Annotated in this window: 23 protein-coding genes; 18 read left to right on the plus strand and 5 right to left on the minus strand. The window is 41.1% G+C overall.

The genetic code is table 11. The features are described from left to right. Positions 1–83 precede the first annotated feature (83 nt). The 5 genes from K0625_RS14990 (at position 84) to K0625_RS15010 (ending at position 5,106) form a co-directional block, all read left to right on the plus strand. Positions 84–461 carry a GntR family transcriptional regulator gene (locus tag K0625_RS14990; protein WP_220110435.1) on the plus strand — a complete coding sequence of 126 codons (378 nt, stop codon included), beginning with the start codon at positions 84–86 and terminating at the stop codon, positions 459–461. 26 nt (positions 462–487) lie between these two features. Beyond that, a complete protein-coding gene (locus K0625_RS14995) occupies positions 488–1,330 on the plus strand; it encodes an ABC transporter ATP-binding protein (RefSeq protein ID WP_220110436.1) in 843 nt (280 codons plus the stop codon). Beyond that, the gene (locus K0625_RS15000) at positions 1,327–2,613 is read left to right on the plus strand and encodes a hypothetical protein (protein ID WP_220110437.1); all 1,287 of its coding nucleotides are present in this window, start codon (positions 1,327–1,329) and stop codon (positions 2,611–2,613) included. The genes K0625_RS14995 and K0625_RS15000 overlap by 4 nt, the downstream gene beginning before the upstream one ends. Before the next feature lie 127 nt (positions 2,614–2,740). Next, positions 2,741–4,537, plus strand: coding sequence for an AMP-dependent synthetase/ligase (locus tag K0625_RS15005; protein ID WP_220110438.1), 1,797 nt, complete (start codon positions 2,741–2,743; stop codon positions 4,535–4,537). A gap of 164 nt (positions 4,538–4,701) precedes the next feature. Next, the gene (locus tag K0625_RS15010; RefSeq protein ID WP_220110439.1) at positions 4,702–5,106 is read left to right on the plus strand and encodes an acyl-CoA thioesterase; all 405 of its coding nucleotides are present in this window, start codon (positions 4,702–4,704) and stop codon (positions 5,104–5,106) included. A gap of 12 nt (positions 5,107–5,118) precedes the next feature. Here K0625_RS15010 and K0625_RS15015 read toward each other — a convergent pair whose 3' ends face one another. Beyond that, a complete protein-coding gene (locus K0625_RS15015; RefSeq protein ID WP_220110440.1) occupies positions 5,119–5,364 on the minus strand; it encodes a GNAT family N-acetyltransferase in 246 nt (81 codons plus the stop codon). A gap of 34 nt (positions 5,365–5,398) precedes the next feature. After that, positions 5,399–5,830: an acyl-CoA thioesterase gene (locus tag K0625_RS15020; RefSeq protein ID WP_220110441.1), complete on the minus strand. Its 432-nt coding sequence runs from the start codon at positions 5,828–5,830 to the stop codon at positions 5,399–5,401. 109 nt (positions 5,831–5,939) lie between these two features. On the opposite strand from K0625_RS15020, the gene K0625_RS15025 reads away from it, so the two are divergent. Then, the gene (locus K0625_RS15025; RefSeq protein WP_220110442.1) at positions 5,940–6,704 is read left to right on the plus strand and encodes a DUF4344 domain-containing metallopeptidase; all 765 of its coding nucleotides are present in this window, start codon (positions 5,940–5,942) and stop codon (positions 6,702–6,704) included. A gap of 63 nt (positions 6,705–6,767) precedes the next feature. Here the strand turns inward: K0625_RS15025 and mtnC are convergent, their stop codons facing one another. Further along, positions 6,768–7,445 (minus strand): acireductone synthase, encoded by a 678-nt coding sequence (gene mtnC, locus K0625_RS15030; protein ID WP_220110443.1) that lies wholly within the window; start codon positions 7,443–7,445, stop codon positions 6,768–6,770. Positions 7,446–8,545: 1,100 nt separating this feature from the next. Here mtnC and K0625_RS15035 point away from each other — a divergent pair. From K0625_RS15035 to K0625_RS15085, 11 genes are all read left to right on the plus strand, one after another. Then, the gene (locus K0625_RS15035; protein ID WP_220110444.1) at positions 8,546–9,514 is read left to right on the plus strand and encodes a hypothetical protein; all 969 of its coding nucleotides are present in this window, start codon (positions 8,546–8,548) and stop codon (positions 9,512–9,514) included. A gap of 313 nt (positions 9,515–9,827) precedes the next feature. Then, positions 9,828–10,748 (plus strand): hypothetical protein, encoded by a 921-nt coding sequence (locus K0625_RS15040; protein ID WP_220110445.1) that lies wholly within the window; start codon positions 9,828–9,830, stop codon positions 10,746–10,748. Between the two features lie 23 nt (positions 10,749–10,771). Beyond that, a complete protein-coding gene (locus K0625_RS15045) occupies positions 10,772–10,984 on the plus strand; it encodes a superinfection immunity protein (RefSeq protein ID WP_220110446.1) in 213 nt (70 codons plus the stop codon). Positions 10,985–11,239: 255 nt separating this feature from the next. Beyond that, positions 11,240–11,938, plus strand: a complete 699-nt coding sequence (locus K0625_RS15050) for a YIP1 family protein (RefSeq protein WP_220110447.1) — start codon at positions 11,240–11,242, stop codon at positions 11,936–11,938. Positions 11,939–11,968: 30 nt separating this feature from the next. Next, positions 11,969–13,126, plus strand: a complete 1,158-nt coding sequence (locus K0625_RS15055) for an efflux RND transporter periplasmic adaptor subunit (RefSeq protein ID WP_220110448.1) — start codon at positions 11,969–11,971, stop codon at positions 13,124–13,126. After that, positions 13,113–13,832 carry an ABC transporter ATP-binding protein gene (locus K0625_RS15060; protein ID WP_220110449.1) on the plus strand — a complete coding sequence of 240 codons (720 nt, stop codon included), beginning with the start codon at positions 13,113–13,115 and terminating at the stop codon, positions 13,830–13,832. The genes K0625_RS15055 and K0625_RS15060 overlap by 14 nt, the downstream gene beginning before the upstream one ends. Before the next feature lie 32 nt (positions 13,833–13,864). Then, positions 13,865–15,067, plus strand: a complete 1,203-nt coding sequence (locus K0625_RS15065; protein WP_333473859.1) for an ABC transporter permease — start codon at positions 13,865–13,867, stop codon at positions 15,065–15,067. After that, positions 15,048–16,196 carry a sensor histidine kinase gene (locus K0625_RS15070; RefSeq protein ID WP_220110451.1) on the plus strand — a complete coding sequence of 383 codons (1,149 nt, stop codon included), beginning with the start codon at positions 15,048–15,050 and terminating at the stop codon, positions 16,194–16,196. The genes K0625_RS15065 and K0625_RS15070 overlap by 20 nt, the downstream gene beginning before the upstream one ends. Then, positions 16,174–16,914 carry a LytR/AlgR family response regulator transcription factor gene (locus K0625_RS15075; RefSeq protein WP_220110452.1) on the plus strand — a complete coding sequence of 247 codons (741 nt, stop codon included), beginning with the start codon at positions 16,174–16,176 and terminating at the stop codon, positions 16,912–16,914. Before K0625_RS15070 ends, K0625_RS15075 begins: the two co-directional genes overlap by 23 nt. A 37-nt stretch (positions 16,915–16,951) precedes the next feature. Continuing rightward, positions 16,952–18,130 carry an alpha/beta hydrolase-fold protein gene (locus K0625_RS15080; RefSeq protein ID WP_220110453.1) on the plus strand — a complete coding sequence of 393 codons (1,179 nt, stop codon included), beginning with the start codon at positions 16,952–16,954 and terminating at the stop codon, positions 18,128–18,130. A gap of 149 nt (positions 18,131–18,279) precedes the next feature. Further along, positions 18,280–18,828, plus strand: a complete 549-nt coding sequence (locus K0625_RS15085) for a porin family protein (protein ID WP_220110454.1) — start codon at positions 18,280–18,282, stop codon at positions 18,826–18,828. A 38-nt stretch (positions 18,829–18,866) separates the two neighbouring features. Here the strand turns inward: K0625_RS15085 and K0625_RS15090 are convergent, their stop codons facing one another. Beyond that, positions 18,867–19,310, minus strand: coding sequence for a hypothetical protein (locus tag K0625_RS15090; RefSeq protein ID WP_220110455.1), 444 nt, complete (start codon positions 19,308–19,310; stop codon positions 18,867–18,869). An 88-nt stretch (positions 19,311–19,398) separates the two neighbouring features. Here K0625_RS15090 and K0625_RS15095 point away from each other — a divergent pair, with 88 nt between their 5' ends. Further along, positions 19,399–19,551, plus strand: a complete 153-nt coding sequence (locus tag K0625_RS15095; RefSeq protein ID WP_220110456.1) for a hypothetical protein — start codon at positions 19,399–19,401, stop codon at positions 19,549–19,551. Between the two features lie 1,150 nt (positions 19,552–20,701). Here the strand turns inward: K0625_RS15095 and hutI are convergent. Next, entirely contained in the window at positions 20,702–21,928 is a 1,227-nt protein-coding gene (gene hutI / locus K0625_RS15100; protein ID WP_220110457.1) for an imidazolonepropionase, read from the minus strand. Between the last annotated feature and the right edge of the window lie 143 nt (positions 21,929–22,071).

Consider the following 22,071-nt stretch of genomic DNA (forward strand, 5'->3'; position numbering starts at 1 on the left):
ATCCTTAGTTGAAATTTATTCAATGTATGCTAAATTAATACTGTATCGGTGTATCAATGTATTAATACAGTATCTAAAGGCTAATGTTAGAACAAATAAATGTCAACCCCAGTAGTGGTGAACCCATATATCGACAATTGAGCGAGCAGATTGTGCGTTTGATTGTGGGTGGCCAACTGCAAGCTGAGCAGGTGTTACCTTCGGTAAGGCAGATGGCTGAGCATTTTTCTGTTAACCCTATGACTGTGTCCAGAGCGATACAGCAACTGGTTGAGCAGGGATGGTTAGAGCGAAGACGGGGACAGGCGACTCGAGTTGCCACTCGAGAGGTTGACGAGAACAGTTCTAGTCTTGAGTTGGTAAAGCCTCAGGTTACCGCTTTAGTGTCCCAGGCTAAGCAGTTAGGCATTACGCCTGACGAGTTAGCAAGCTTGATAGAGAGCTGCTGGAAAAGTCGTTAAAGCAGAAAAGAAAAAGGATTAAATTGATGGATATCAAGCTAGAACCGCTCCTCGAATTTTGTGATGTAACTAAACAATTTGTCGATAAAACAGCGATTAGTAAGCTGAGTATCCAGTTGTACCCAGGTATGGTCGTAGGGCTACTTGGTCAAAATGGTGCTGGTAAATCGACGTTAATGCGCTGCGCTTTGGGGATTATTGAGCCGAGCTGCGGCAAAATAACCACTTTAGGTGAGCCTGTTCAACAACTGAGCTCAGAGGCAAAGACTCAAATAGGCTATGTGCCACAGCAGCCCTTCGGTTATGAAGGCTTCTCCATTTCCAGAGCATTAGAACTGCATAGAAGTTTTTACCCTGAGTGGGATATAGAGTTAGAGCAGGAGTGGTTGCAGCGCTTTGACTTAGATATTAAGCAGCAAGTTCAGCGACTCTCTGTGGGACAACGTCAATCTTTAGCGCTGATCATGGCGATGGCATATCGCCCCAAGTTACTTATTTTAGATGAGCCTGTGGCGAGTTTAGATCCCATTGCACGTCGAGCATTTATGTCTGATCTGTTTGAGTTAGCGATAGAATCAGGTTCAGCAGTGCTCTTCTCATCCCATATCACCTCAGATCTTGAACGAGTTGCCAGCCATTTAGCGTTAATGCGAGAGGGGGAGCTGATTCTCTTTAAGGAGATGGATAGCGTAAGAGAGGAGGTGAAGTTACTCACTTTAGCTGAAGGTGAAGTATTAGAAGGAGATATACGGGTTCTTAACAGACTGGGTAATAAAGTGCTGGTGGACAACTTCTGCGCTGCTCAGTATCCAGAGATTAAGTCAGAGCCGATGAACCTTGAGCAACTCTTTATGGCGCTTCACCAATGAGCAGCTCTTCGGTGATAAAGTTGACGATTAATCGCTTCGATGGAGCGGTGAGGCTCTGGCTGTTTGATGTCGTCTGTGCCAGTTTTTTTGGGGTGGCGCTGCTTGGGTTACTCCTGCTACTGCCTATCTTTTGGTTTGAAAAGTTTGATGTCATCCCGTTAATGCTCAGTATGTTTCAAGTTTCTGTCTCTATCTCTGTGGCTTGGCAGCTAAACAGATTAGCGGCGACCGAGTGGTCAGTACTCATTCCTCGGTACCGAGGCAATCTTCAGTTTCAGGCTGCCACTCTGCTTCTTTTCTCTTTTCTTATCTGCGCACTGATATCGCTGGTTTCAGGTGTCGATGGCAGTTTTATGCAACTTCAGTTGGCAACAGCCGCAGGATTAATTTTTATCTATCTTTGTCTGATTAAAGTACAAACCTACTATTGGTCTGTGCTGCTCTACCTTTTTCTGATGTCACTCTCATCTTTAGCTAGCCAAATTCCTACAGAGATCAATCTTCCTCTATTGGTGGCTAATGGCGTACTGGCTTGGTTGTTATGGCAAAAAGCGAATGGAAACCCTTGGCACCCAGATGCCAGATCTGTCTATCTCAATGCACAAGAGATGGGAGGAGTTTGGCTACCTGGGCTTAAATCAACCCCCCAATTAGCTAAGTTTGAGCTTTGGCTACATCCAGTCAACTTCTTTATGGGGCCTCTATTGACCATATTGCTGCTCGCTATGCCTATTGTGACCTTGGTCGTTGCCGGCTTATCTAGCGCGATTGGAGGAGATATTCCCGCTCTGTTCCTCTATACCCAGTTTGCTTGTGTAGCTTGTAGTATGGTGCATTGGAGCCGCATTCATCGTTGGCGCGCAGTGGAGTCGCTCTACATGTTGCCGGGGTTTGATGGTAAACAGGGGATGAGAGATGCCTTTAATCTTGGCCAGGTTAAACTGCTTATTTTATTGACCTCTATGATGGGATTAGTGGCTGCAGTGATAAGCCTATTTGATCCGTTAATCAATATAGGCGTTTGGTTTCACCTCGTACTCAGTACACTTTTTGGCTGCGGTCTTATTTTAGGTGTTGGTAGTGGCTGCAAAAATGCGTTGCAGCTTTCGCTATTGATGTTGATTATTATCTGTCAATCTGTGTGGATCTCGACCTCTTTAGGTCAAATTAGCGATGGTGGTGAAATTTGGCTTTGGTTAAGTATTGATATCATTCTTATGGTTTTTTCTTTTGTAACTCTATGGTGGGGAAGTAAAAAACTTTGGGAGGGTGATTTTTTCTAACAGGCTGAATTGAGAGTATCTGTGATCGGTTTAACAATATTTGAGCAAATACTCTTATTTTTTCCTGCACACTCAAGTAAAATAGCGAAAAAAGAGGTACACCTGTACGCTAAAAAGGTCCCAAAATATGTCTCTCGAGCAATACCATGTAACACGTTTAATTAAACAGCAAAGCCATGAAATGGGTGATGCTATCGCGCTCGAAGGATTCGAAATGGCGGCCCCATGGCATCAGGTTAGCTGGCATGATTTTGATAGCATCAGCTCTCAAATTGCTCAGGCGATGATCAATTTAGGCCTAGAAGTACAAGACCGCGCCGTTATTCTGTCTCAAAATTGCCCTCAGTGGACCTGTGCGGATGTGGCCACTCTTAAGGCAAGGGTGATCGTGGTACCTATCTACCCGACGAGCACCTTTGAACAAGCTAAATATATTGTTGATGATGCAAAAGCTAAGTTAATTTTTGCTGGTGATCAAGCTCACTATCAGATGGCTTGTGAACTTGCTGAACAGTGTGACAGCCTAGCTCATATCATTGTATTTGATAAAAATATTTCACTTCAAGATAAGCCAACTCATTATTATTTTGATGACCTTATTGAAAATGCATACTCTTCAGATGTGTTAGTTGAACTGAATCAGCGTCTAGAAGATGCCAATCTTGATGATCTGCTGACCTTAATCTATACCTCTGGCACTACGGGCGACCCTAAAGGGGTGATGTTGGATTACCGTAATATTGCTTCTATGGTACGTCAGCATGATAACTTTTTACCTTTTACCCCAGGTGATGTTTCACTGGCATTTTTGCCATTGAGTCATGTATTTGAGCGTGGCTGGAGCTTCTATGTACTCTGCCGTGGAGGACATAATGTCTATCTTAAAGATCCTATGGCGGTAAAAGAGGCCATTGTGCAAGTTCGTCCTCATACCTTATGTGTCGTACCTAGGTTCCTTGAGAAGGTGTATAGCGCAGTTCAGGATAAGGTCATTAAAGCCCCTGAGCTTAGACAGAAGATGTTTACTTGGGCTATGTCTGTTGGCCATAAGCAGTCTGAAGTTGGTCAAGGGCGGCATAAAGCATCTTTAGGTTTAAGTTTGCAGTGGAGATTGGCGAACAAACTGGTTTTCAGTAAGTTAAAGCAAGTATTAGGTGGTCGACTGAAATTCATGCCCGTTGGTGGTGCAGCACTAGATCCTAATGTGAGCGCATTCTTCCAGAGTATCGATGTTCCGGTGCTTTGTGGTTACGGAATGACGGAGACCACAGCGACGGCAACCTGTAATACCTTAAGTAATCGTGTACCTGGCTCTAACGGTAAGGTGATCCCTGAGGTTGAGATAAAACTAGGCAAAGATAACGAGATATTAGTCCGTGGTGATACTGTGATGCGCGGTTACTATAACCGTCCGCAAGAGACCGCAGAGACCTTCGAAGATGGCTGGTTGAAAACTGGCGATGCCGGTCGTATCGATGAGCAGGGGAATCTGTTTATCACCGACCGTATTAAGGAGCTGATGAAGACCTCCAACGGTAAGTATATTGCGCCTCAACGTGTCGAAGGAAAGGTTGGTTGCTGCCCCTTCATCGAGCAGGTTGCCATTGTTGCAGATGCGAAGAACTATGTTTCAGCCTTGATTGTTCCAGCGTTTGAAACCTTGGAAGCATGGGCTAAAGAGAAGGGGATTCATTATGAGTCGCCGATAGAGCTGCTACGAAACAATCGTGTGATTGAGCACTTCGAGCAGCGTTTAAAGACACTACAGAGTGAGTTAGCTGGTTTTGAGAAGATTAAAAAGTTTACACTCTTACCTGAGGCTTTCTCGATGGAAGCGGGACTTATCACACCAACGATGAAGTTACGCCGTAAGGTTATCTATAACAAGTACGCGTGTGAGATTGATAAGATGTATGCGAGGTAAGTCTCCCATATAAAATAACAGAAAGGATGCTTAGGCATCCTTTTTTGATTCTGGTGGATGGTATTTCGTGGCTAGGTTCTTGTCCTGTCATTGCTTCTGTTTAAAAACTCAGTTAACGTCTTTGGGATAAAAATAACACTCAATAAAATAGGATGGTTATTACCGTGTCAGAGACCTTCTTCAGCTTAGATATTCAGCCCAGATTTAATGAAACCGATGGCTTAGGTCATATCAATAATACTGTTATCCCAGTATGGTTCGAGGCGGCGCGGGAGCCTGTGTTTGAGATCTTTAATCCTACTTTAGATCTGACTAAATGGAACTTGATCGTTGCAGGTTTTACCATCGCTTATACCTCTCCCACTAACTATGGTAAGTCGGTATCGGTTAAAACCTGGATCAGCCGTGTGGGGAATTCAAGTTTTGAGGTGGCGCAGCAAAGTTGGCAAGAGGGGAAGATGACGGCTGAAGCTAAAACCACACTGGTGCACTACGATTACGCCGTCGATAAGAGTCAGGCCATTTCTGCCGATGTTAAATCCCAGCTCTCTCAACTGACTGGGGTTTAACTGTAAATAGAATCATAGAAACTTCTGTACATACCAGCAGCTGGCTTCAATGTTGAGGTTAGCTGAATTAGCCCAAGATAGACCACTTCTTACTAACTTCTCTGCCAACCCTTGGCCACGTAAGCTATCGGGAACAAACGTGTGGGTAAAAACGACTCGGTCATCATAAAGGTTGTAAGTTAATAGTGCCTGTTGCTCATTGATATTAATAATAAATTGCTCTCTATCTTGCTGATGTAATACCTTTAGATCGGCCATTATCGCTCTCCATCAATGCTTATATTAATTAGTGTTAAACCTGTTTTTCATGGCTTTTGAGTGAATCTAGCAGGGTACCAGTTAGCTTAGATTTTTTGCCTGTTTTGAAGTTAAACATCACTACTAGTGAGCTGCCTAAGGTTGTTACTGCTTGCTGAGCCTGACTAAATGCCGTGTAGTGCATCATAAAACGATCTGACTGTACGTCGCTTATTGTCACCCCGACAAGCAGAGTATCTGGATAGGTTACTGGGCGCTTATAGCGTGCATGGTTATCTGCTAACACAGGGCCTATATTGGCGGTTTGCAGCTCACTGAAGAGATTTATCTGATTGAAAAAGTCGATACGGGCTGATTCAAAGTATCTGAAATAGACAACATTATTGACGTGTTGAAGGGCGTCCATCTCTCCCCAAGCTACGGGTATCTCAGTATAGATAGGGTATTGCTTGATAAAGTCATCCATCTTCTTGCCTCGTCGGTGTTCTCAGTAGGTATTCAAACATGTGTTTGACTTGAGGCTTAGCATAACAGCATGGCATAGTGTCAACAAGTTAGTCACTTAGGCTGGAAAAATGAAAAATATTTTTATAGTTCTATCAGTACTTTGTTTGGTTATCTCGCTTTCCTCTCTGGCTTCAGCTAAGACTACACAAATCTATTTACCCGTTAAAAATAGTGCGGATAAGCAAGCACGAGAGGTGATTAAATCGGTTGAAGCTCAGATACAACAGTTAGTCGGTGAGCTCCCTATGAATTCAAATCTTGAGATCCGTTATGGCGCTAAGGATGGGCCATTGTTTGATCCTGAGTCGATGAGAATAGAGATCCCCTATGAGTTTGTGACAGAAGTATTGGAGCGCTTTGAGAAAGACAATTACCAAGAAACAGGTGTGATGCCCTATGAGGCAACACAAGATGCACTACTGCACACTTTAGGCCATGAATATGGCCATGCCTTTATTTTCGCTAATCAAGTCATCGTTTTGGGCCGTGAAGAGGATGCTGTTGATACGTTGGCGACGCTGCTGCTACTCCATACTTTTGAAAATGGCAGTGATATTGCGCTAAGCGCCGCGGATCTGTTTTCGCTGGAAGATGAGGAAGTTCAGGAGTTTGAGGATGATCACTTTTGGGGGGAGCATAGCTTAGATGCTCAGCGCTATTTCAGTACGCTTTGCTTAATATATGGCAGTGATCCTGATAGATATGGCAATATTATTCCTAAAGAGCAGCTTTATATTCAAAGAGATAGTTACTGTGAAGAGGAGTTTTTTCGCCAGACTGAGAACTGGCAGAAGTTAAAAAGTCGCTATCGTGTTTCTTCCCCTAAACATTAACCATAAAAAAAGGCACTCAATGTTGAGTGCCTTATATAAATTCAATCTTTATTCATTTCACTCTTAAAACGTAAGCTCTTTAAAGTTTGCGATCTGCTTAAAGTTGCCAGTGCGTTGATCTGCTGAACGAACCATCTGCAGAGTGCGCATTCCTGCTTCTTCTGCCGCTTTTAGCTCTTCAATCACATCTGAGATAAAGAGCACCTGCTTAGGGGCTAAACTGATGGTATTAATGATATTGCAGTAAGCTTGCTTAAACAGCTTATTACCAGTGCGGGTATCGAAGTGACCATCAAAATGTGGTGTTAAATCGCCGCCATCGCTGTGGCTAAAGAGTAACTTCTGCGCCTCTGCTGAACCAGAAGAGAAGCTGTAGATACGGATGTTTTGCTGTTTTATGGACTCAATCGCATCGATAAAGTCAGGGAAGATATGACCAGTAAACTCGCCTCGGGCATAACCTTGCTTCCAGATCAGACCTTGAAGTGTTTTCAAAGGGGTCGCCTTACGATCCTCTTCAACCCACTGTTGTAGGATCTCAACCACACGTTCAAGTGAAGCATCTGGCTCAAGGGCAATATCTCTAACATCACAGATGCAGTTATCGACTAAGACATTGGTTTCATTTTCTTTTAGAAAGTCGGGTAAGGCTTGAGCTGAATACGTAAAAAGCGTGTCTTTAATAAAGTTAAGATCGGTTGTCGTACCTGCTGTATCTACAACTATGGCTCTGATACCCATGATGTCTGCTTACTCCACAATCTGATTCTGTTAAGTGCTCATATTCGCACTGCTCAGATCCTAAGCCGAAACGGCGACTATTGCTAGTGAATTATGTTCTCTGGTTTGTGTGTGCATTTGAGCTTTTTATACTGCTTTTACTCAACTTTCGATGCTCCCTACTGTTATTGAAGTTAAAAAGGTCCATTAAAAGGTTTTTTACCGCTTATCACTTTTATTTACCGTTTGTCATGTTTTAAGAAAATAAGTTTAGTTAATTAATATTATCTAACTCAAGCGAAAGCTTAGTTTAAATGAAAGTCAAATAATTATAACTTTAAGGATATAAAAATGAAAATTGAAAACACAACAGAGCTTAAGTCGCAATTTGGTGTTGCTGGAACTTCTCAACTGCAAGTTGTTGGTGGCCCAATTTGTATCGGTGTTATGGTTGTTTTAATTGCACATTAATAAGCTAAATAAGGAGAACAAAATGAAAGTTGAAAATACGGCAGAGCTTAAATCACAATTTGGTGTGGCGGGAACCTCTCAATTGCAAGTAGTTGGTGGCCCAATCTGTATCGGTATCATGGTTGTTTTAATCGCACATTAATAAATTAACTAAGGGTAATAAAATGAAAATTGAAAATACAGCAGAGCTTAAATCACAATTTGGCGTAGCGGGAACCTCTCAATTGCAAGTAGTTGGTGGCCCAATCTGTATCGGTATCATGGTTGTTTTAATTGCACATTAATAATTTAACTAAGGACAATAAAATGAAAATTGAAAATACAGTAGAACTTAAATCACAATTTGGCGTGGCGGGAACTTCTCAACTGCAAGTTGTTGGTGGCCCAATCTGTATCGGTATTATGGTAGTGCTAATTGCACACTAATAATTTAACTAAGGACCATAAAATGAAAATTGAAAATACAGTAGAACTTAAATCGCAATTTGGTGTGGCGGGAACTTCTCAACTGCAAGTTGTTGGTGGCCCAATCTGTATTGGAGTGATGGTTGTACTGATTCAAGCATAAACTATAAATGGGTCGCTGACTTGCGTTTACATTATGTTTGCAAGTTAGCTCCCCCCTCATCTTTATTATAAGGAGAGATAAAGTGAAGTTTAATAATAAATTAGAAAGCTTTATGGATAATCCGTCTAACTGGGAAAGTACTGTTCACCGCATGGAGGAGAGTCGTAAAACTAATCTTGATTTCGAGCTTGTACATAAATTAAAAGATATTATGTTTGAAGAGAAGGAGATGGACATAGATAAAGTTTCAAATATCATCAAGGAAAATTCTGGTGCTGTTATTGATAGCATAATATCAGAGGGGCTCAATAATATGGGAGTCGATGACTTTTATGTCTACCCTATTGCTGGGCACACCACATTCTTTGCACAAAGGATCATTTTGGATAGTAATGATCACTTTGATTTAAGTATTGATATTATAGATAGTGGCTTGTTAAATAAATACAAAGCACAGAGTAAGGTGAACCTTAAAGAGAGAGGTATTTCATTTTATGGAAGAGAGACTCTTACTTACTTTATAAAGTCTGGCGGCATGAATATCTCTAACTGGTCGCATAATACCCAAACTAAAGACTTAAAAGGCGCTAGTTGTCAGTCAGATGGTGATAAAAAAGTTAATGATGGCGATGTTGTTTATAAAAAGTCAAATGAAACATATATGTTTGAGTCATCAACTGATAATGCTATTGCTATCTCATTGGAGATAAAGAGAAATAAATCTCCATTAAGCTTAATGTTCTCTGCCTATGATTATCAATTGAAGTTTCAAAACCCATCGGATGAGGTTGATTCTAGAGTACAGCTGCACATTTCACTATTAAAAGCCATGAACTGTATTGAAGCTGTACCCACAATTAAGAAGTTCTTATCTCATCCGCAACATTACATACGTTGGTATGCGATGCAGCAATTACTTGGGTTAGATGCTCTTTTAGTTCTTGAAGAGTTGGAGTTTATGGCTAAATCAGATATCCATGAAGAGGTACGTTTTGCTGCTACACAGACTTGGAATTTGGTTCAGGAACAGTTACTAAAAAAGGCATCATAACAGGCTTATGCTAAGAAAAGTCTTAGTTTATAAATGCGGCTATCTTGATGGCCGCGCCTTTGTTTTTATTATTTAGTATCTAGTTTTATTAACTTTTATAAAGGGTTACATAATCACGGTCTCTATGTGCACAAGATCTTAGGTTAGATTTTTCTTTACCGAAAATCATTTAAATAGACCGATTTTCACTTTTCAACAATACGTATCAGAAATGGTTGATAGTCTTATATTAATCCAAATGCACAGATTAATTGTTACTTTTTTATTGAAACTATTTTCTGTAATTAGCCAAATAAAAGTAGGGAATATTATTATGCCGTTGAAATTTGATTTAAATGAAATCACAGAGTCAATAGAGTTAGATGACTGTTATGAACAGCTAGTTGAAAGCAAGTTTGACTCATCAGATGATGAAAGTTTTCAAACCGTTGCTCCAATTTTAAAGAAGTTAAATAACAATAAAACATTTTTACCTGAAATATTAATGGCAGAACTTGAGAAGCACTGTGATGTGCAAAAGCAAACTAACAAATATACCCCTCAAGTTATTATGCTTAAACCAGCCTCAAAAGGTATCAACTTTTTTATGAGGGCAAATATTTGGTTAGCAAAGAATGATCCATTACTGACTACATCTGGTGAAAAGTCTTTCTTCTATCATGTGCCACATGATCATAACTTCAGCTTTCTAACTTCAGGTTATACAGGGCCTGGCTATGCTAGTGATTACTATGAATATGATTACTATGATGTTGTTGGGTACCCAGGCGAACCTGTTGACCTTAGTTTTATAGAGAGAAAGAATTTAACAGAAGGTGAAGTGATGTTATATAGAGCATATAAAGATGTTCATAATCAACTGCCTGCAGATGAGTTATCTGTTTCTCTAAATATCATGCCGTCAACTATGTTTGCTCACTTAAGACCTCAATATGTGTTTGATGAGACCTGTTCAAAAATTGCTAATAGCACAGTGACTTCTAACTCTTCTGTTGAGCCTATTTTACACCTTATCGCAGAGATGAGAGATGATAAAAGTCGTGAGTTTATGGAACGTTATGCCACAACCACTTGTGTTGAAGAGGATAGATTTAGAGCGGTTAAGGCATTAGTTTCAGTAGAGAATGATGTAGATAAAAAATCTGAGTTGCTGGAGTCTTTAGGTATTAAGTCAAACTCTAAGCTTGTTGCTGAGCTTAGTCGTCAACATCAATCTGTTTTAGGTTTAGTTTAATATATTTTATTGAGGATAATACTATGTTTCTATCAAATTTTGGTTCTGGAAAAATGGTTTTACTTTTACCGCTATTGTTTGCTATCTATTTTTTACCATCAATTATTGCAGTATTGCTTAACCGCGAGCATAAAGGAAAAATTATGGCTGCAAACATTCCTGCAGGGATATCTTGGATAGTATGGTTTGGTATTCTAGCATGGGCTATTTCAGGTAGAGAGAAGGTAAAGTTTTGAAGATGATTTTAGTAAGCGTTTAAACTTAAATATGAAGTTTAAACGCTTATCTATTTTTGTTCTAACCCTCTTTCTTCTTACTTCTTGGGCCCCTATTTAGTCATTAATCCCTCCAAATCTTTCCTTCTGTTAATACTTCCCTCTTACCGTTTTACCGAAAATCATCTTATGTAACCGTTTATCACTTTTCATACATTGCTTTCAGCTGTTTTTGCTATTTTTCCTTTATGTACTTTTAGTTGAGAGAAAAATCTTATGACAACAGTGAACACAGTATTGGATGCATTCGTTGCACCTAGTGCTCTATTTGAAAGGTTTGAGTATAACCAGCGGCAAAGCAGTATTGTTTTAGTGATTCTGTTTGGGTTGATTTTAGCCAGTTACTACCTGTTTTTTGCAGGGATGACAGATGAGTGGTTACTCGCTCAGCAATTGGGTCAAGTTGGTGATTTAAGCATTCAGGAGCGAGAGATTGCACAGGAGATGATGGTGAAAACTTTACCATACACCTGGGTATTTGTTGGTGGTATGACGATAGTTGGTCACCTTTTTACTGTTTTAGGGTTAAGTGCTTTTTTTACTCTGTTGGCAAAGGTGCCGAGTATTGGTATCGGTAGGTTCAGCTTTAGAGATTGGTTCTATTTTATCTCTTGGTGTCAGCTACCTTGGATCGTTAACTATATTGGCTTCTCATTTCTTTTCTTGAGCTCTTCAGCATCAGATCTGCCTTTATCATTAATGCACTATGCATCTTTAGAGCAGCTATTTTTCAACCTAAACCCTAACGACTCTGCATATGGGTTGTATACCACGCTGAACCTGTTCTTAGTTTGGTCGGTAACTATCTCAGTTTTAGGTTTGAGGAAGTGTTTTAACATGAAGCCAATGATGGCGATATTTATCTCTGCCTTTCCATACTTTGCATTTTTTGGGATCTGGTTTCTGTTTATTTAACTTGCTCTTAATGAGAGCTTGGAGTTTAAGATGAAAAAAATATTATCGTTTGCTTTTATTTTACTTAGCGTCTCTCTTTTGATCTTGGTAAGTAAAGAGAAGTCTCTATCTGACGGCCTTGTTGTTGATACTCACGTTGTTTCAGAAGATAAAATTAATGACACCATTTTAGCATCTGGCAATTTAAGATTTGCCAGTGAAATTCAGATCCGTTCAGAGGTTACCGGTATTGTTAATCAGATCTACGTTAAAGAAGGGCAACTTGTAGAAAAAGGTGACCTTCTAATGGAGTTAGATCCAGAAATCTTTATTGCTGAGGTCCGAAAAGCTCGTGCTTCTGTTGAGATTCAGCTTATTGAGATACAACGATTAGAGGAGTTAGCCAATGAGGCCGCTAGACGTGCTGGACAGTATCGAGAGTTATTGGGTAAAGGGTTAACGGATCAAGATACAGCGGCACAACTGCAGAGTCAGTTGAAAGTTGCCAAGATTAATGTGAGAGCGGCAAAACAGGGATTGGAGCAATATAAAGCTATCTTAGCTCAAAGTCAGAGCCGCCTTGATAAGTCTCGTTTTCATGCCGCAATTGATGGTTTGATCTCTACTGTTGACATTAAAGAGGGAGAAACGGTTATTGCTGGGACAACCAATATTATAGGTAGCCCACTAATGACCTTGGCTGATGTCGACTCTTATGTCGCTCAGATCAGAGTGGATGAGGCTGATGTTGCTAACATTGAACTTGGCCAGGAGGTCGAGGTATTTGCTGCGGCAACCCCACAAATGGCTTCCTTGGGACGGATATCCTCAATCAGTACATCTGCCAGAAAAGATGGTGTTAATAAGGGCCTTTACTACAAGGTAGAGGTGATGCTTCAAAAAGAGCAGTTCGCATACCCAGGTATGAGCTGTCGTGCCGAGATTGTTTTAGCCCGTTCAGATGTTGAATTAATTATACCTATTGCTGCGGTAAAACAGTTTGATGGTAAAAGTTATGTTTGGGTGGTTGAGGAGAATAAAGCTGTAAGACGAAATATTCAGCTTGGTTTGTCTACTGACACTGAGCAGATTGTGCTATCAGGGTTGAGCAATAGAGAAGTTGTTATTGTTGGACCTAGTCGCCAAGTCAAAGCGTTAAAAGAGGGGACTGAAGTACAACATAAGGAGAGTTACCATGCATCACTCTAAACCTGTCATTCAACTAAAAGGTGTGACTAAAACCTATCAAATTGGTGATGAAGGTTATACCGCGTTGAAAGGTGTCGACCTCTCTATTCATACCAATGAGTTTGTTGCTATTACTGGCCCTTCGGGGTCAGGAAAGTCTACCTTGATGAATATTCTTGGGTGCCTGTCGACGCCAACAACTGGTGCATACCAACTAAATCGTCAAGATGTGGCTAATTATGATGAGGATAAATTAGCTCATGTTAGAAACTACTCTATCGGATTTATTTTCCAAAGTTTCAACCTGTTACCTCGACAGAGCATATTGCAAAACGTGATACACCCTCTTAAATATCGTGCCATGTCATCGAAAGAGCGTAAAAGCCGAGCCTTGAATGCTTTAGAGAAGGTTGGACTTGGAGATAAAGTTAAGTCACTTCCGAGTCAGCTATCTGGAGGACAAAGACAAAGAGTTGCCATAGCGAGAGCTTTAGTGACTGAGCCTGAAATATTGTTAGGTGATGAACCAACAGGAAATCTGGATAGTAAGACAACCCAGGAGATTATGGCGTTATTTGATGAGCTACACGCTCAAGGTCAAACAATTGTATTGGTGACCCATGAGCAAGATATTGCAGAGCATTGTCAGCGAGAGATTAGGTTGGTCGATGGGCTATTAGCATCGGATGTGTCAAAGAGCAAAGTGGAGTGGGGGGTAGCATGCTAAATAGAGTATTTCATAGCGCATATGAGGGCACTGTGGCTGCGATTGAGTCTATTTTTGCCCATAGTTTTAGAAGTGCATTGACCACGTTAGGTATCATAATTGGTGTCGCCGCTGTCATTACTGTTGTTTCTATAATGGAGGGGTTGAGTCAGGGGGTTGGCAACCAGCTTAAGGATTTAGGCAGTGATATGGTGACGATCAAAGCTCATACCAATACAGAGCTAGAGATGCTTGGGGTGACGAACCAGTTAACCTATGACGACTACCTGCTAATTAAGAGTAAAGTGCCTGGAATTAAAGAGATTGCGGCTAAAATGCGCGCATTTAGTTTTGGTTCAGAGGCAAGGTTTGGTCAATACAGTACTCATACACAAGTTATTGGTACTGAAAGTGATTATCAAAATGTAGTTAATATTTTTCCACTCGAAGGGCGTTTTCTTTCTAATACTGATGACATAAAACGTAGACGAGTTGTATTTGTTGGTAGTTCCGTGTTAAAAAAGTTAAATCTTCCGCAACATCCTGTCGGCGAATTTATATTGTTGGGAGGTGAGTGGTTTAAAATTATTGGTGTTGCAGAGACTAGAGGAAGCTTATTTGGCTTCGATCAAGATAACTATATTATCGCACCTTTTAGCACTATTCGTTCATTAAATGGATCAGACCGCACTAATAACATAGATATTGTTTTCCGCCCAGAGCTGGGTGTTGATTTAGCTTTGTTAAATGACAGAGTTCGTAATTTATTAAGAGGTAAATATCGATTAACTGAGCAAGACCAAGATTTTTTTGAATTTGAAACCGCTGAGAGAACGCGTAAACAATTTAGTGATATAACAGACTCTATTACCTATGTTGCTGCTGGAGTTGTTGGTATTAGTCTAATTGTTGGTGGCATAGGGATTATGAACATCATGCTTGTATCTGTAACAGAGAGAACCAAAGAGATAGGGATAGCAAAAGCGCTTGGTGCTACCTCCAGAATTATTTTGACTCAATTTTTAGTTGAGGCCAGTGTACTAGCTCTTTTTGGAGGGGTTGTAGGTATCTTATTAGGTTACCTGCTCGCCGGTGTTGTGTTTATGTTTATGCCTGTAATAGGTTCCTTGTCTGTACCAACGTGGGCTATTTGGCTTGCACTTGGTTTTAGTGGAACAATTGGCGTTGTATTTGGTATTGCTCCAGCAATTAAAGCTTCAAAATTGGATCCCATCGATGCCTTACGCTATGAGTAGTGCTGTTGAACCTAATTGGTTTGTAAACTATTACCGAAATAGCCGTAACACAAGTAAGAGTTACCGTGCAGCCATGCTTATTATGTTTTGGCTGCATTTTATTTTGACTTGGTCTGTGATGCTTTCACTCATCGAGGTTCCAGAACGTCACTATAACGATATTATTCTTCGTTCTTTTTTAGAAGCTTCATTACTCGTTGCCGTATGCCATTGCTTGCTTAGACCCTACCTAAGAATGAACTTAATTGGCTCGAGTGTGGATATTAAAGGCTCACTTAAAGGCCTCCTATATGTCGCTCTAATCTCTTTTATCTATTTTTTGTCTTCCTACAGCATGGGCCAGATGAGTTTTTTAAAAGGAACTGATATTAGTCAAATCCAAGTGATGACTCAAAAAGGAGAGTTGGGTGGGGAAGTTACTCTATTAGCTATCGCTATTATCGGTACCTTAGAGTCTTTTGCCACCCTATTTTTATGGAGTGTTGCCTACCTCGTATGGCAGTTTCATAAGAATAAGAAGGAGCTGCAGGTTCAAGTTAATGAAAGCCAAATTCAGCAGCTAACTAATCAATTAAGCCCACACTTTCTGTTTAATACCTTAAATAGCATTAGAGCATTAATTTTTGCCGATCAAGAAAAAGCCGCTGAAGTGATCACCCTTCTGTCTGATCTGCTACGAAATCAGATGCAGTCACAAATTCAAATTCAGTCAACCTTAGAGCAAGACTGGTTATTGACCTCTAAATATCTAGCTATTGAGAAAGTACGTTTTGATAAGCGATTAAAGTTAACCGTGGATCTTGATGAGAGTACTTTGCAGGAGCAGATCCCGACATTAACTTTACTGACGTTAGCGGAGAATGCCATAAAACATGGTATCTCAACTAGCAGCAAGCATGGTTTTATCCATATTAAGAGTCAGACTATAACACCCGATACGTGGCGTTTGTCTGTTATAAATAGTGTTTACTCCCCTAAAGATCAACCTGGTACACGAGTTGGCCTACACAATGTAAAAAAACGATTAGAGTTGATGTTTGCCAGACAATATAAGTTTGCCAGTGCTTTAGATAATGAGCAATTTACCGTTTCAATGGAGCTTCCCCATGTTAAAAGTACTAATCGTTGACGATGAGTATTTAGCTCGCTTAGAGCTAACCCGTCTATTAAGCAAGTATGCCGATATTGAAATTGTTGGCGAGGCGGAAGATGGTCATCAGGCACTAGAACTATTAAAAAAAACCTCTGTTGATTTAGTTTTTGTTGATATACAGATGCCAGAGATGGATGGCCTTGAGTTTGCTAAGCAGGCTGAGTCTCAGCAGTTTCAGCTAGTATTTTGTACAGCCTTTAGTGAGCATGCTGTGGATGCGTTTGAGCTAAATGCATTTGATTATATTGTTAAACCAATCATGCCCGAACGGCTGGAGGCTGTATTAAATAAAGTCCGTCTTGTACAGGAAACTTATGATGAGTCTGAACAGGATGATATTCAGTGCTTACCAGATAATCATGGCCTGTTATTGAAGTTTGGTTCCGATTATAAGATTGTCAGAATCAATGAAATTAGCCGTTTTGAGTCTTTGGGAAACCATGTGGCTGTTTACTCTGATTCAGGTAAATCTTATCTCCATATCTCACTCTCTAAAGTAGAAAAGAAGCTCGATCCCGCTGTTTTTTTTAAAGCCAGTCGTAGCGATATTGTCCGTGTTGATCAAATTGACAAAATTGAGGAGGGTATGGCATCTGGGAGCCTACAGGTACATATGAACAATGGACAAGAGATCGATGTTAGTCGAAGACAGGTTCAGCTATTACGTAAAATATTTAGCATCGATAGTTTTTAATTGACTTTAACCCACCTAAATCACGGAAGATAACAGCATGCTAAAAAGGCTAATGTTGAGCTTACTTTTTATTCTTGTGCTAAGTACTGCTTCGGTCAATGCTCAAAACGGTGCTGAACAGAAACTCATCACGACGCTAGATGTCGCCACTTCATACTCTGATAAGCCTATCACTTTTAATGTGATCTTACCTCCGAGCTACTTTAATAACAAAGATAAACGTTATCTTGTGCTATTTGACTTTCATCCCCGTAGTCAGGCGTATCTTAACGGTATGCACGATTGGATGAGCCACAATGGTGATTGGCCATGGCTGGAAACCATTATAGTCACAGCGCCCGATGGCGATAAAACTCTGGGTGAACTAAAAGAGTTAGCCATTGAGGAGAGAGGTGATATTAAGTTGCTCGACTTTATGGAGTTGGCACTATTGCCAGCTATCGATAAGCAGTATAGAACCAATGGCTTTCGGATCATGAATGGCTTTACTGGTAATGCTGGACTTGGCCTCTATACCTTGCTCAACCGACCTGAGCTGTTTAATGCATACTTTGTTGCAAGCCCAGTATTAAGCAAAGACTTTGCTTTTGTCATTAAAGATGCGCCGAAAAAACTGGCTGCAATGAAAGGGAAGCCGCGTTTTCTATTTATGAGTACCAGTGACAGTGGCTTTGAACAGAGGCAACTGGCTAGCTTTGCAGAGATGGAGACCATAATAAAAACCAGTGCTTCGCCAGTGTTGGAATATCATATCAAACGTTTTGATGGCAGCTATTACATGACTCAGCCTATCTTGGCGACAGCCTATGGTATTGAGTTACTCTTTAATGATTATCATAAGGTGCTCGAGCCCGACTCAGAGATATCAAGTAAAGGCCCACGAGCGATACTTGCTCATTATCAATATCTTACTGAAGAAAAGTATGGGTTCGAAGTGCCAGCAACGGCCTCTCTCATTGCCCTTGCTAAGTACGAAGCTGATAAGGGTGGTAAAGCGGTAAAAGATAGAGCGATAGCCATCTATCAAGTGGCTGTGGATGCCTATCCTCACTCACATACTGCCCATCATGCTCTTGCACAAGCCTATGCTGAAGTGGGAAAGTTTGAGAAGGCTGTTACCCATGAAAAGTTAGCTTTGAAAAATACAGATCATCCTTTTTGGAGAGATAAATACTCCAAGAGTTTGGCCGCTTTTGAGAATGATTCTTTGCTTTAAATTTATCTTCTGAGTTTTAAAAGGTTACTGCGGTAGCCCTTAACCTTGTTCTCCCTTTGTTTTTTGTAGATAAAAGGTTAGTATCTCAGCGATTTTAAATATGTTTACTGTTAAATGGATATGGTAAACGGATAAATTTAGGGATAGTAATGAAACTCAACTCTCTGTTAACTGCTGGTATATTACTGGCTGTATCAACACCTGCTTTTGCCGCTAAAGATCTAGGCTTTTACCTAGGTGGTCAAGTGAATCAAACTAGTCTAGAAGATAACATCGGTGTTTTAGATGAGTCAGCTAAGGGCCTAGGAGTCTATGGTGGTTATAACTTCAATGATAGCTTTGGTATAGAAGCGGGTGTTTTCGCAACCGATAGTTTTGTCGATGAGGTTGATGTTCGCATGGCGGCGTTTTCTCTCTCACCTGTAGTACGACACGCTTTTACTGAGAGTGTGACTGGCTACTTGAAAGCGGGACTCGTGCTTAACCGAATCTACAGTGATGATGACGAGATTGATGATAGTTATCAAGGCACGGGATGGCTATTTGGTGCTGGCGTCGATGTCACTATCACCGAGTCTTTGGCGCTAAGAGTGTTTTATGAGATTAATGAAACAGAGCCTGAAAACAGCGAGCTTGATAATTATTATGCCGACATCAGCCTAGTCCAATACGGTATAGGCTTGCACTATCGTTTCTAGCTACCTATGGATCTATCATAGGTTTGAGTTTTCTAAGTTTAGTTTGCTGTTTGAGTTAATCCTTGTTGGGATTTAATTATGCCATAAAGGGCAAGCCCGAAAAGAATGTAGAATAGTTTTACTGACGAAAACTCAAGGGAAATAGGGGAGTGTTCTAGGTGGCTGTATAAAACAGTTGCAGAGGACACTTCAATAACCGTCTTTATTATGGGGTATAGGATGAGTAAGAGTGCCCCCCACTTAGCGGCAATATAAGTGGAAGGAGCTCCGATAAACTTGGCCATAAGCAAAAAGGCAGCAGCTAAAATGCCATTACTAATCCAAAGTAGTGCACTCGCTTGTTGTATTTGAACTGAAGTTACTTCGATTGCAAGAGGGTACTCTTCTAATAACTCAGTTAAGTAGGTTGTTGGTTGCAATACGCCCCAGAGTGGGTAGGCAAGTAATGACACCGAAGCTAAAATTAATATAATCCGAATCATGATAGCTATCTCTAAATTCCATTTTTAATTAAGACAAAAGTAATTTATGTTTGTTCAATAAAAGTGAGTGTCTTACGGAAATGAGAAGATGAAGCTAGTTCGATATCTACCTGCACTGGCTATGGGCTTTTTGCTGGCTCAAATGATACTGACTTTGTTTGGTTTGGCTTCGAGTTATATCTTGGGTTATTTAAGCGCAGCAGATCTCAATGAAAATAGCATTCAGTATCTGTCCTGTTGATTTACAGCCTAAGTAGGTTTATTAGACAACGAGGGGAGATTAAGGACTAAGTTTTATTTTCAAACTTCGTTTGGATTAACGTCGTGGGTCTTCAACCCGCACCCGACCAAGGAGGACAGCTTGTCCTCGCCAACAACATCCTTGTCTAAAAGCCAGTTCGGTATCCGTACCTCTCGCTCAGAGAGGTCATTATCATGACCTTCGCCCTTGGAACCACCATAACGCCCCGACGAAGTTACATGCATTAAATACGGGCCTCATATTCCAATAAAAATTGCCTAACAGCTCAGATGCTGCATCTGATGTGAATGGACTCACAAATGCCGCGATGGCATGGATGCCAAATAGCGGCCATGCAGCCCCGAGCTTGAGTCATCATCCTTGATGGCTCTACAGCATTTTTATCACCATATTTCGGCATGTAAATCCATTTACAAAGCCAGTTCAACATCCATGTTTCTCGTTCATGAACTTATGGCTGCGCCGTATTCACCTTCCAACGGGGATTTATCGAATCTACAGAGTAGATTGTGGATAGAGGACTAAATCATGCTTGCTCAGTCCGTCTGGTTTAAAAATGATGATTCAATAGCACGCTGCACAACTTGTTAAATATAATTATGTGAGTGGCTTTAGCTGTATTGAGTATTGATTCAGTTAAAAGATACTTAGATTTAGGCGGTAGTATCCAAGGGCGCTATATGATGTTCACGTTTGAAGTAAAATCGAAGAGATAGATAACTAGGTGTAAGTGCAGCCGAGGACTTCGATTTCAGGGATGAAATCGCAGAGCGCCCATGGACGGGTTCACAGCGTACCGAGGAAGTACTTGCTCATAAGCCCACGGCAGGTGATAGGTAACATTAGGGGTTAATGTTTATAATGAATCTTCATGGAGTGATAGAAGATTTGCACATGAGGTCGTTTATTCACGTCTGACTTATAGGGATATAGGGATATAGGGAATGCCGTTATTATGTCGGGAACATCGTTGGCCATGTGATCACGACGTTGGCATGTCCATATGTAGCACCTGCTGCAAGCAATAAACATCAGCAAAATTATGGATACCATACAGCCACCAAGTACCCATAACTCCAGATAAAACCATCTAAAACGAGCTAACCTCTATCGTAAGAGAGGTGATAAATTACTGGTGTACCAAGTGACCTGCCTTCACCACTTCAAGGCACACTCCAGCGCCATAGGAGTAGGCAAGCTCTGCTGGTGTAGTGATATCCCACAAACAGAAATCCGCTTGCATACCAGCAGCTAACACGCCAACTTTGTCTTCAACACCGAGTGCCTTGGCGGCATTGCGAGTCATGCCTGTTAAGGCTTCCTCTGGTGTTAAGCGAAATAGAGTGCAACCCATATTTAGCATCAGTAGGCTTGAGCATAGTGGTGATGAGCCAGGGTTATAGTCACTGGCCAGTACCATAGGCACTTTATGTTTACGTAGTAGAGCTATCGGTGGCATCTGGGTTTCACGCAGGAAGTAGAATGCGCCGGGTAATAGGGTGGCACAGGTACCACTTTTACTTAGTGCTACCACTCCATCTTCATCAAGATATTCAATGTGATCCACTGATTTAGCGCCAAGCTTGGCGGCCATGGCTGAGCCGCCTAAATTTGAGAGTTGCTCGGCATGAAGCTTGATATCTAATCCCGCATCTTTGGCAGCAGTGAGTACCCGCTCTGTTTGCTCAATATTGAATGCGATGTTTTCACAGAACACATCGACGGCATCGGCTAAATCTTCTGCAATAACAGCCGGCAACATCTCGTTGATCACTAAATCCACATAGCCTTCGATGTCATCTTTATACTCTGGTGGAATAGCGTGGGCACCTAAGAAAGTGGTCTTCACATCGACATGGTGGTGCTTGCCTAGCTCACGGGCGACACGTAAAAGTTTCAGCTCTGTTACCGTGTCTAAACCATAGCCAGACTTTATCTCAACTGTAGTAACTCCCTCTTTTGCAAGCGCATTAAGGCGTTTTCTTCCCAGCTCAAATAGCTCTGCTTCACTGGCTTCACGGCAGGCTTTAACGGTGGATATTATCCCGCCCCCGCTACGAGCTATCTCTTCATAGCTTGCACCTTGTAAGCGTTTTTCGAATTCGTTCGCGCGGTTACCGGCAAAGACCAGGTGTGTATGGGCGTCGATAAGTCCAGGTGTGATCCAGCCACCTTTACCTCTGTAAAGTGGCGTTGACATAACATCAAACTCAGGCAGCTCTCCTCTGGGCCCCACCCAGGCAATTTTTCCATCTTTTACAGCTAGCGCTGCATCTACTATTGCGCCGTAAGGTGCTGATACAGAAGGGTTCATACTTGCTACGTTGACGTCAATCCAGACCTGATCCCAAGACATGATGTGCTCTCTTATTGATAACTGCGTTTTGTCGAATCAATACTAAATAAAATAAAAGTGTGATCCAACTTGTATTTACTTGTATATACAAGCTAGGATTATAGCGGTAATTTTAATCGTTTGAAAAGAGCGGTTGTTCCTAA

The organism is Shewanella nanhaiensis, assembly GCF_019457885.1.
GTDB lineage: Bacteria > Pseudomonadota > Gammaproteobacteria > Enterobacterales > Shewanellaceae > Shewanella > Shewanella nanhaiensis.

What these genes read in the sequence shown, in the direction of transcription:
- K0625_RS14990 (WP_220110435.1), top strand. Translation starts at nt 84, where the DNA reads ATGTTAGAACAAATAAATGTCAACCCCAGTAGTGGTGAACCCATATAT.
- K0625_RS14995 (WP_220110436.1), top strand. Translation starts at nt 488, where the DNA reads ATGGATATCAAGCTAGAACCGCTCCTCGAATTTTGTGATGTAACTAAA.
- K0625_RS15000 (WP_220110437.1), top strand. Translation starts at nt 1,327, where the DNA reads ATGAGCAGCTCTTCGGTGATAAAGTTGACGATTAATCGCTTCGATGGA.
- K0625_RS15005 (WP_220110438.1), top strand. Translation starts at nt 2,741, where the DNA reads ATGTCTCTCGAGCAATACCATGTAACACGTTTAATTAAACAGCAAAGC.
- K0625_RS15015 (WP_220110440.1), bottom strand. Translation starts at nt 5,364, where the DNA reads ATGGCCGATCTAAAGGTATTACATCAGCAAGATAGAGAGCAATTTATT.
- K0625_RS15020 (WP_220110441.1), bottom strand. Translation starts at nt 5,830, where the DNA reads ATGGATGACTTTATCAAGCAATACCCTATCTATACTGAGATACCCGTA.
- K0625_RS15025 (WP_220110442.1), top strand. Translation starts at nt 5,940, where the DNA reads ATGAAAAATATTTTTATAGTTCTATCAGTACTTTGTTTGGTTATCTCG.
- mtnC (WP_220110443.1), bottom strand. Translation starts at nt 7,445, where the DNA reads ATGGGTATCAGAGCCATAGTTGTAGATACAGCAGGTACGACAACCGAT.
- K0625_RS15040 (WP_220110445.1), top strand. Translation starts at nt 9,828, where the DNA reads ATGCCGTTGAAATTTGATTTAAATGAAATCACAGAGTCAATAGAGTTA.
- K0625_RS15045 (WP_220110446.1), top strand. Translation starts at nt 10,772, where the DNA reads ATGTTTCTATCAAATTTTGGTTCTGGAAAAATGGTTTTACTTTTACCG.
- K0625_RS15050 (WP_220110447.1), top strand. Translation starts at nt 11,240, where the DNA reads ATGACAACAGTGAACACAGTATTGGATGCATTCGTTGCACCTAGTGCT.
- K0625_RS15055 (WP_220110448.1), top strand. Translation starts at nt 11,969, where the DNA reads ATGAAAAAAATATTATCGTTTGCTTTTATTTTACTTAGCGTCTCTCTT.
- K0625_RS15060 (WP_220110449.1), top strand. Translation starts at nt 13,113, where the DNA reads ATGCATCACTCTAAACCTGTCATTCAACTAAAAGGTGTGACTAAAACC.
- K0625_RS15070 (WP_220110451.1), top strand. Translation starts at nt 15,048, where the DNA reads ATGCCTTACGCTATGAGTAGTGCTGTTGAACCTAATTGGTTTGTAAAC.
- K0625_RS15075 (WP_220110452.1), top strand. Translation starts at nt 16,174, where the DNA reads ATGTTAAAAGTACTAATCGTTGACGATGAGTATTTAGCTCGCTTAGAG.
- K0625_RS15080 (WP_220110453.1), top strand. Translation starts at nt 16,952, where the DNA reads ATGCTAAAAAGGCTAATGTTGAGCTTACTTTTTATTCTTGTGCTAAGT.
- K0625_RS15085 (WP_220110454.1), top strand. Translation starts at nt 18,280, where the DNA reads ATGAAACTCAACTCTCTGTTAACTGCTGGTATATTACTGGCTGTATCA.
- K0625_RS15090 (WP_220110455.1), bottom strand. Translation starts at nt 19,310, where the DNA reads ATGATTCGGATTATATTAATTTTAGCTTCGGTGTCATTACTTGCCTAC.
- K0625_RS15095 (WP_220110456.1), top strand. Translation starts at nt 19,399, where the DNA reads ATGAAGCTAGTTCGATATCTACCTGCACTGGCTATGGGCTTTTTGCTG.
- hutI (WP_220110457.1), bottom strand. Translation starts at nt 21,928, where the DNA reads ATGTCTTGGGATCAGGTCTGGATTGACGTCAACGTAGCAAGTATGAAC.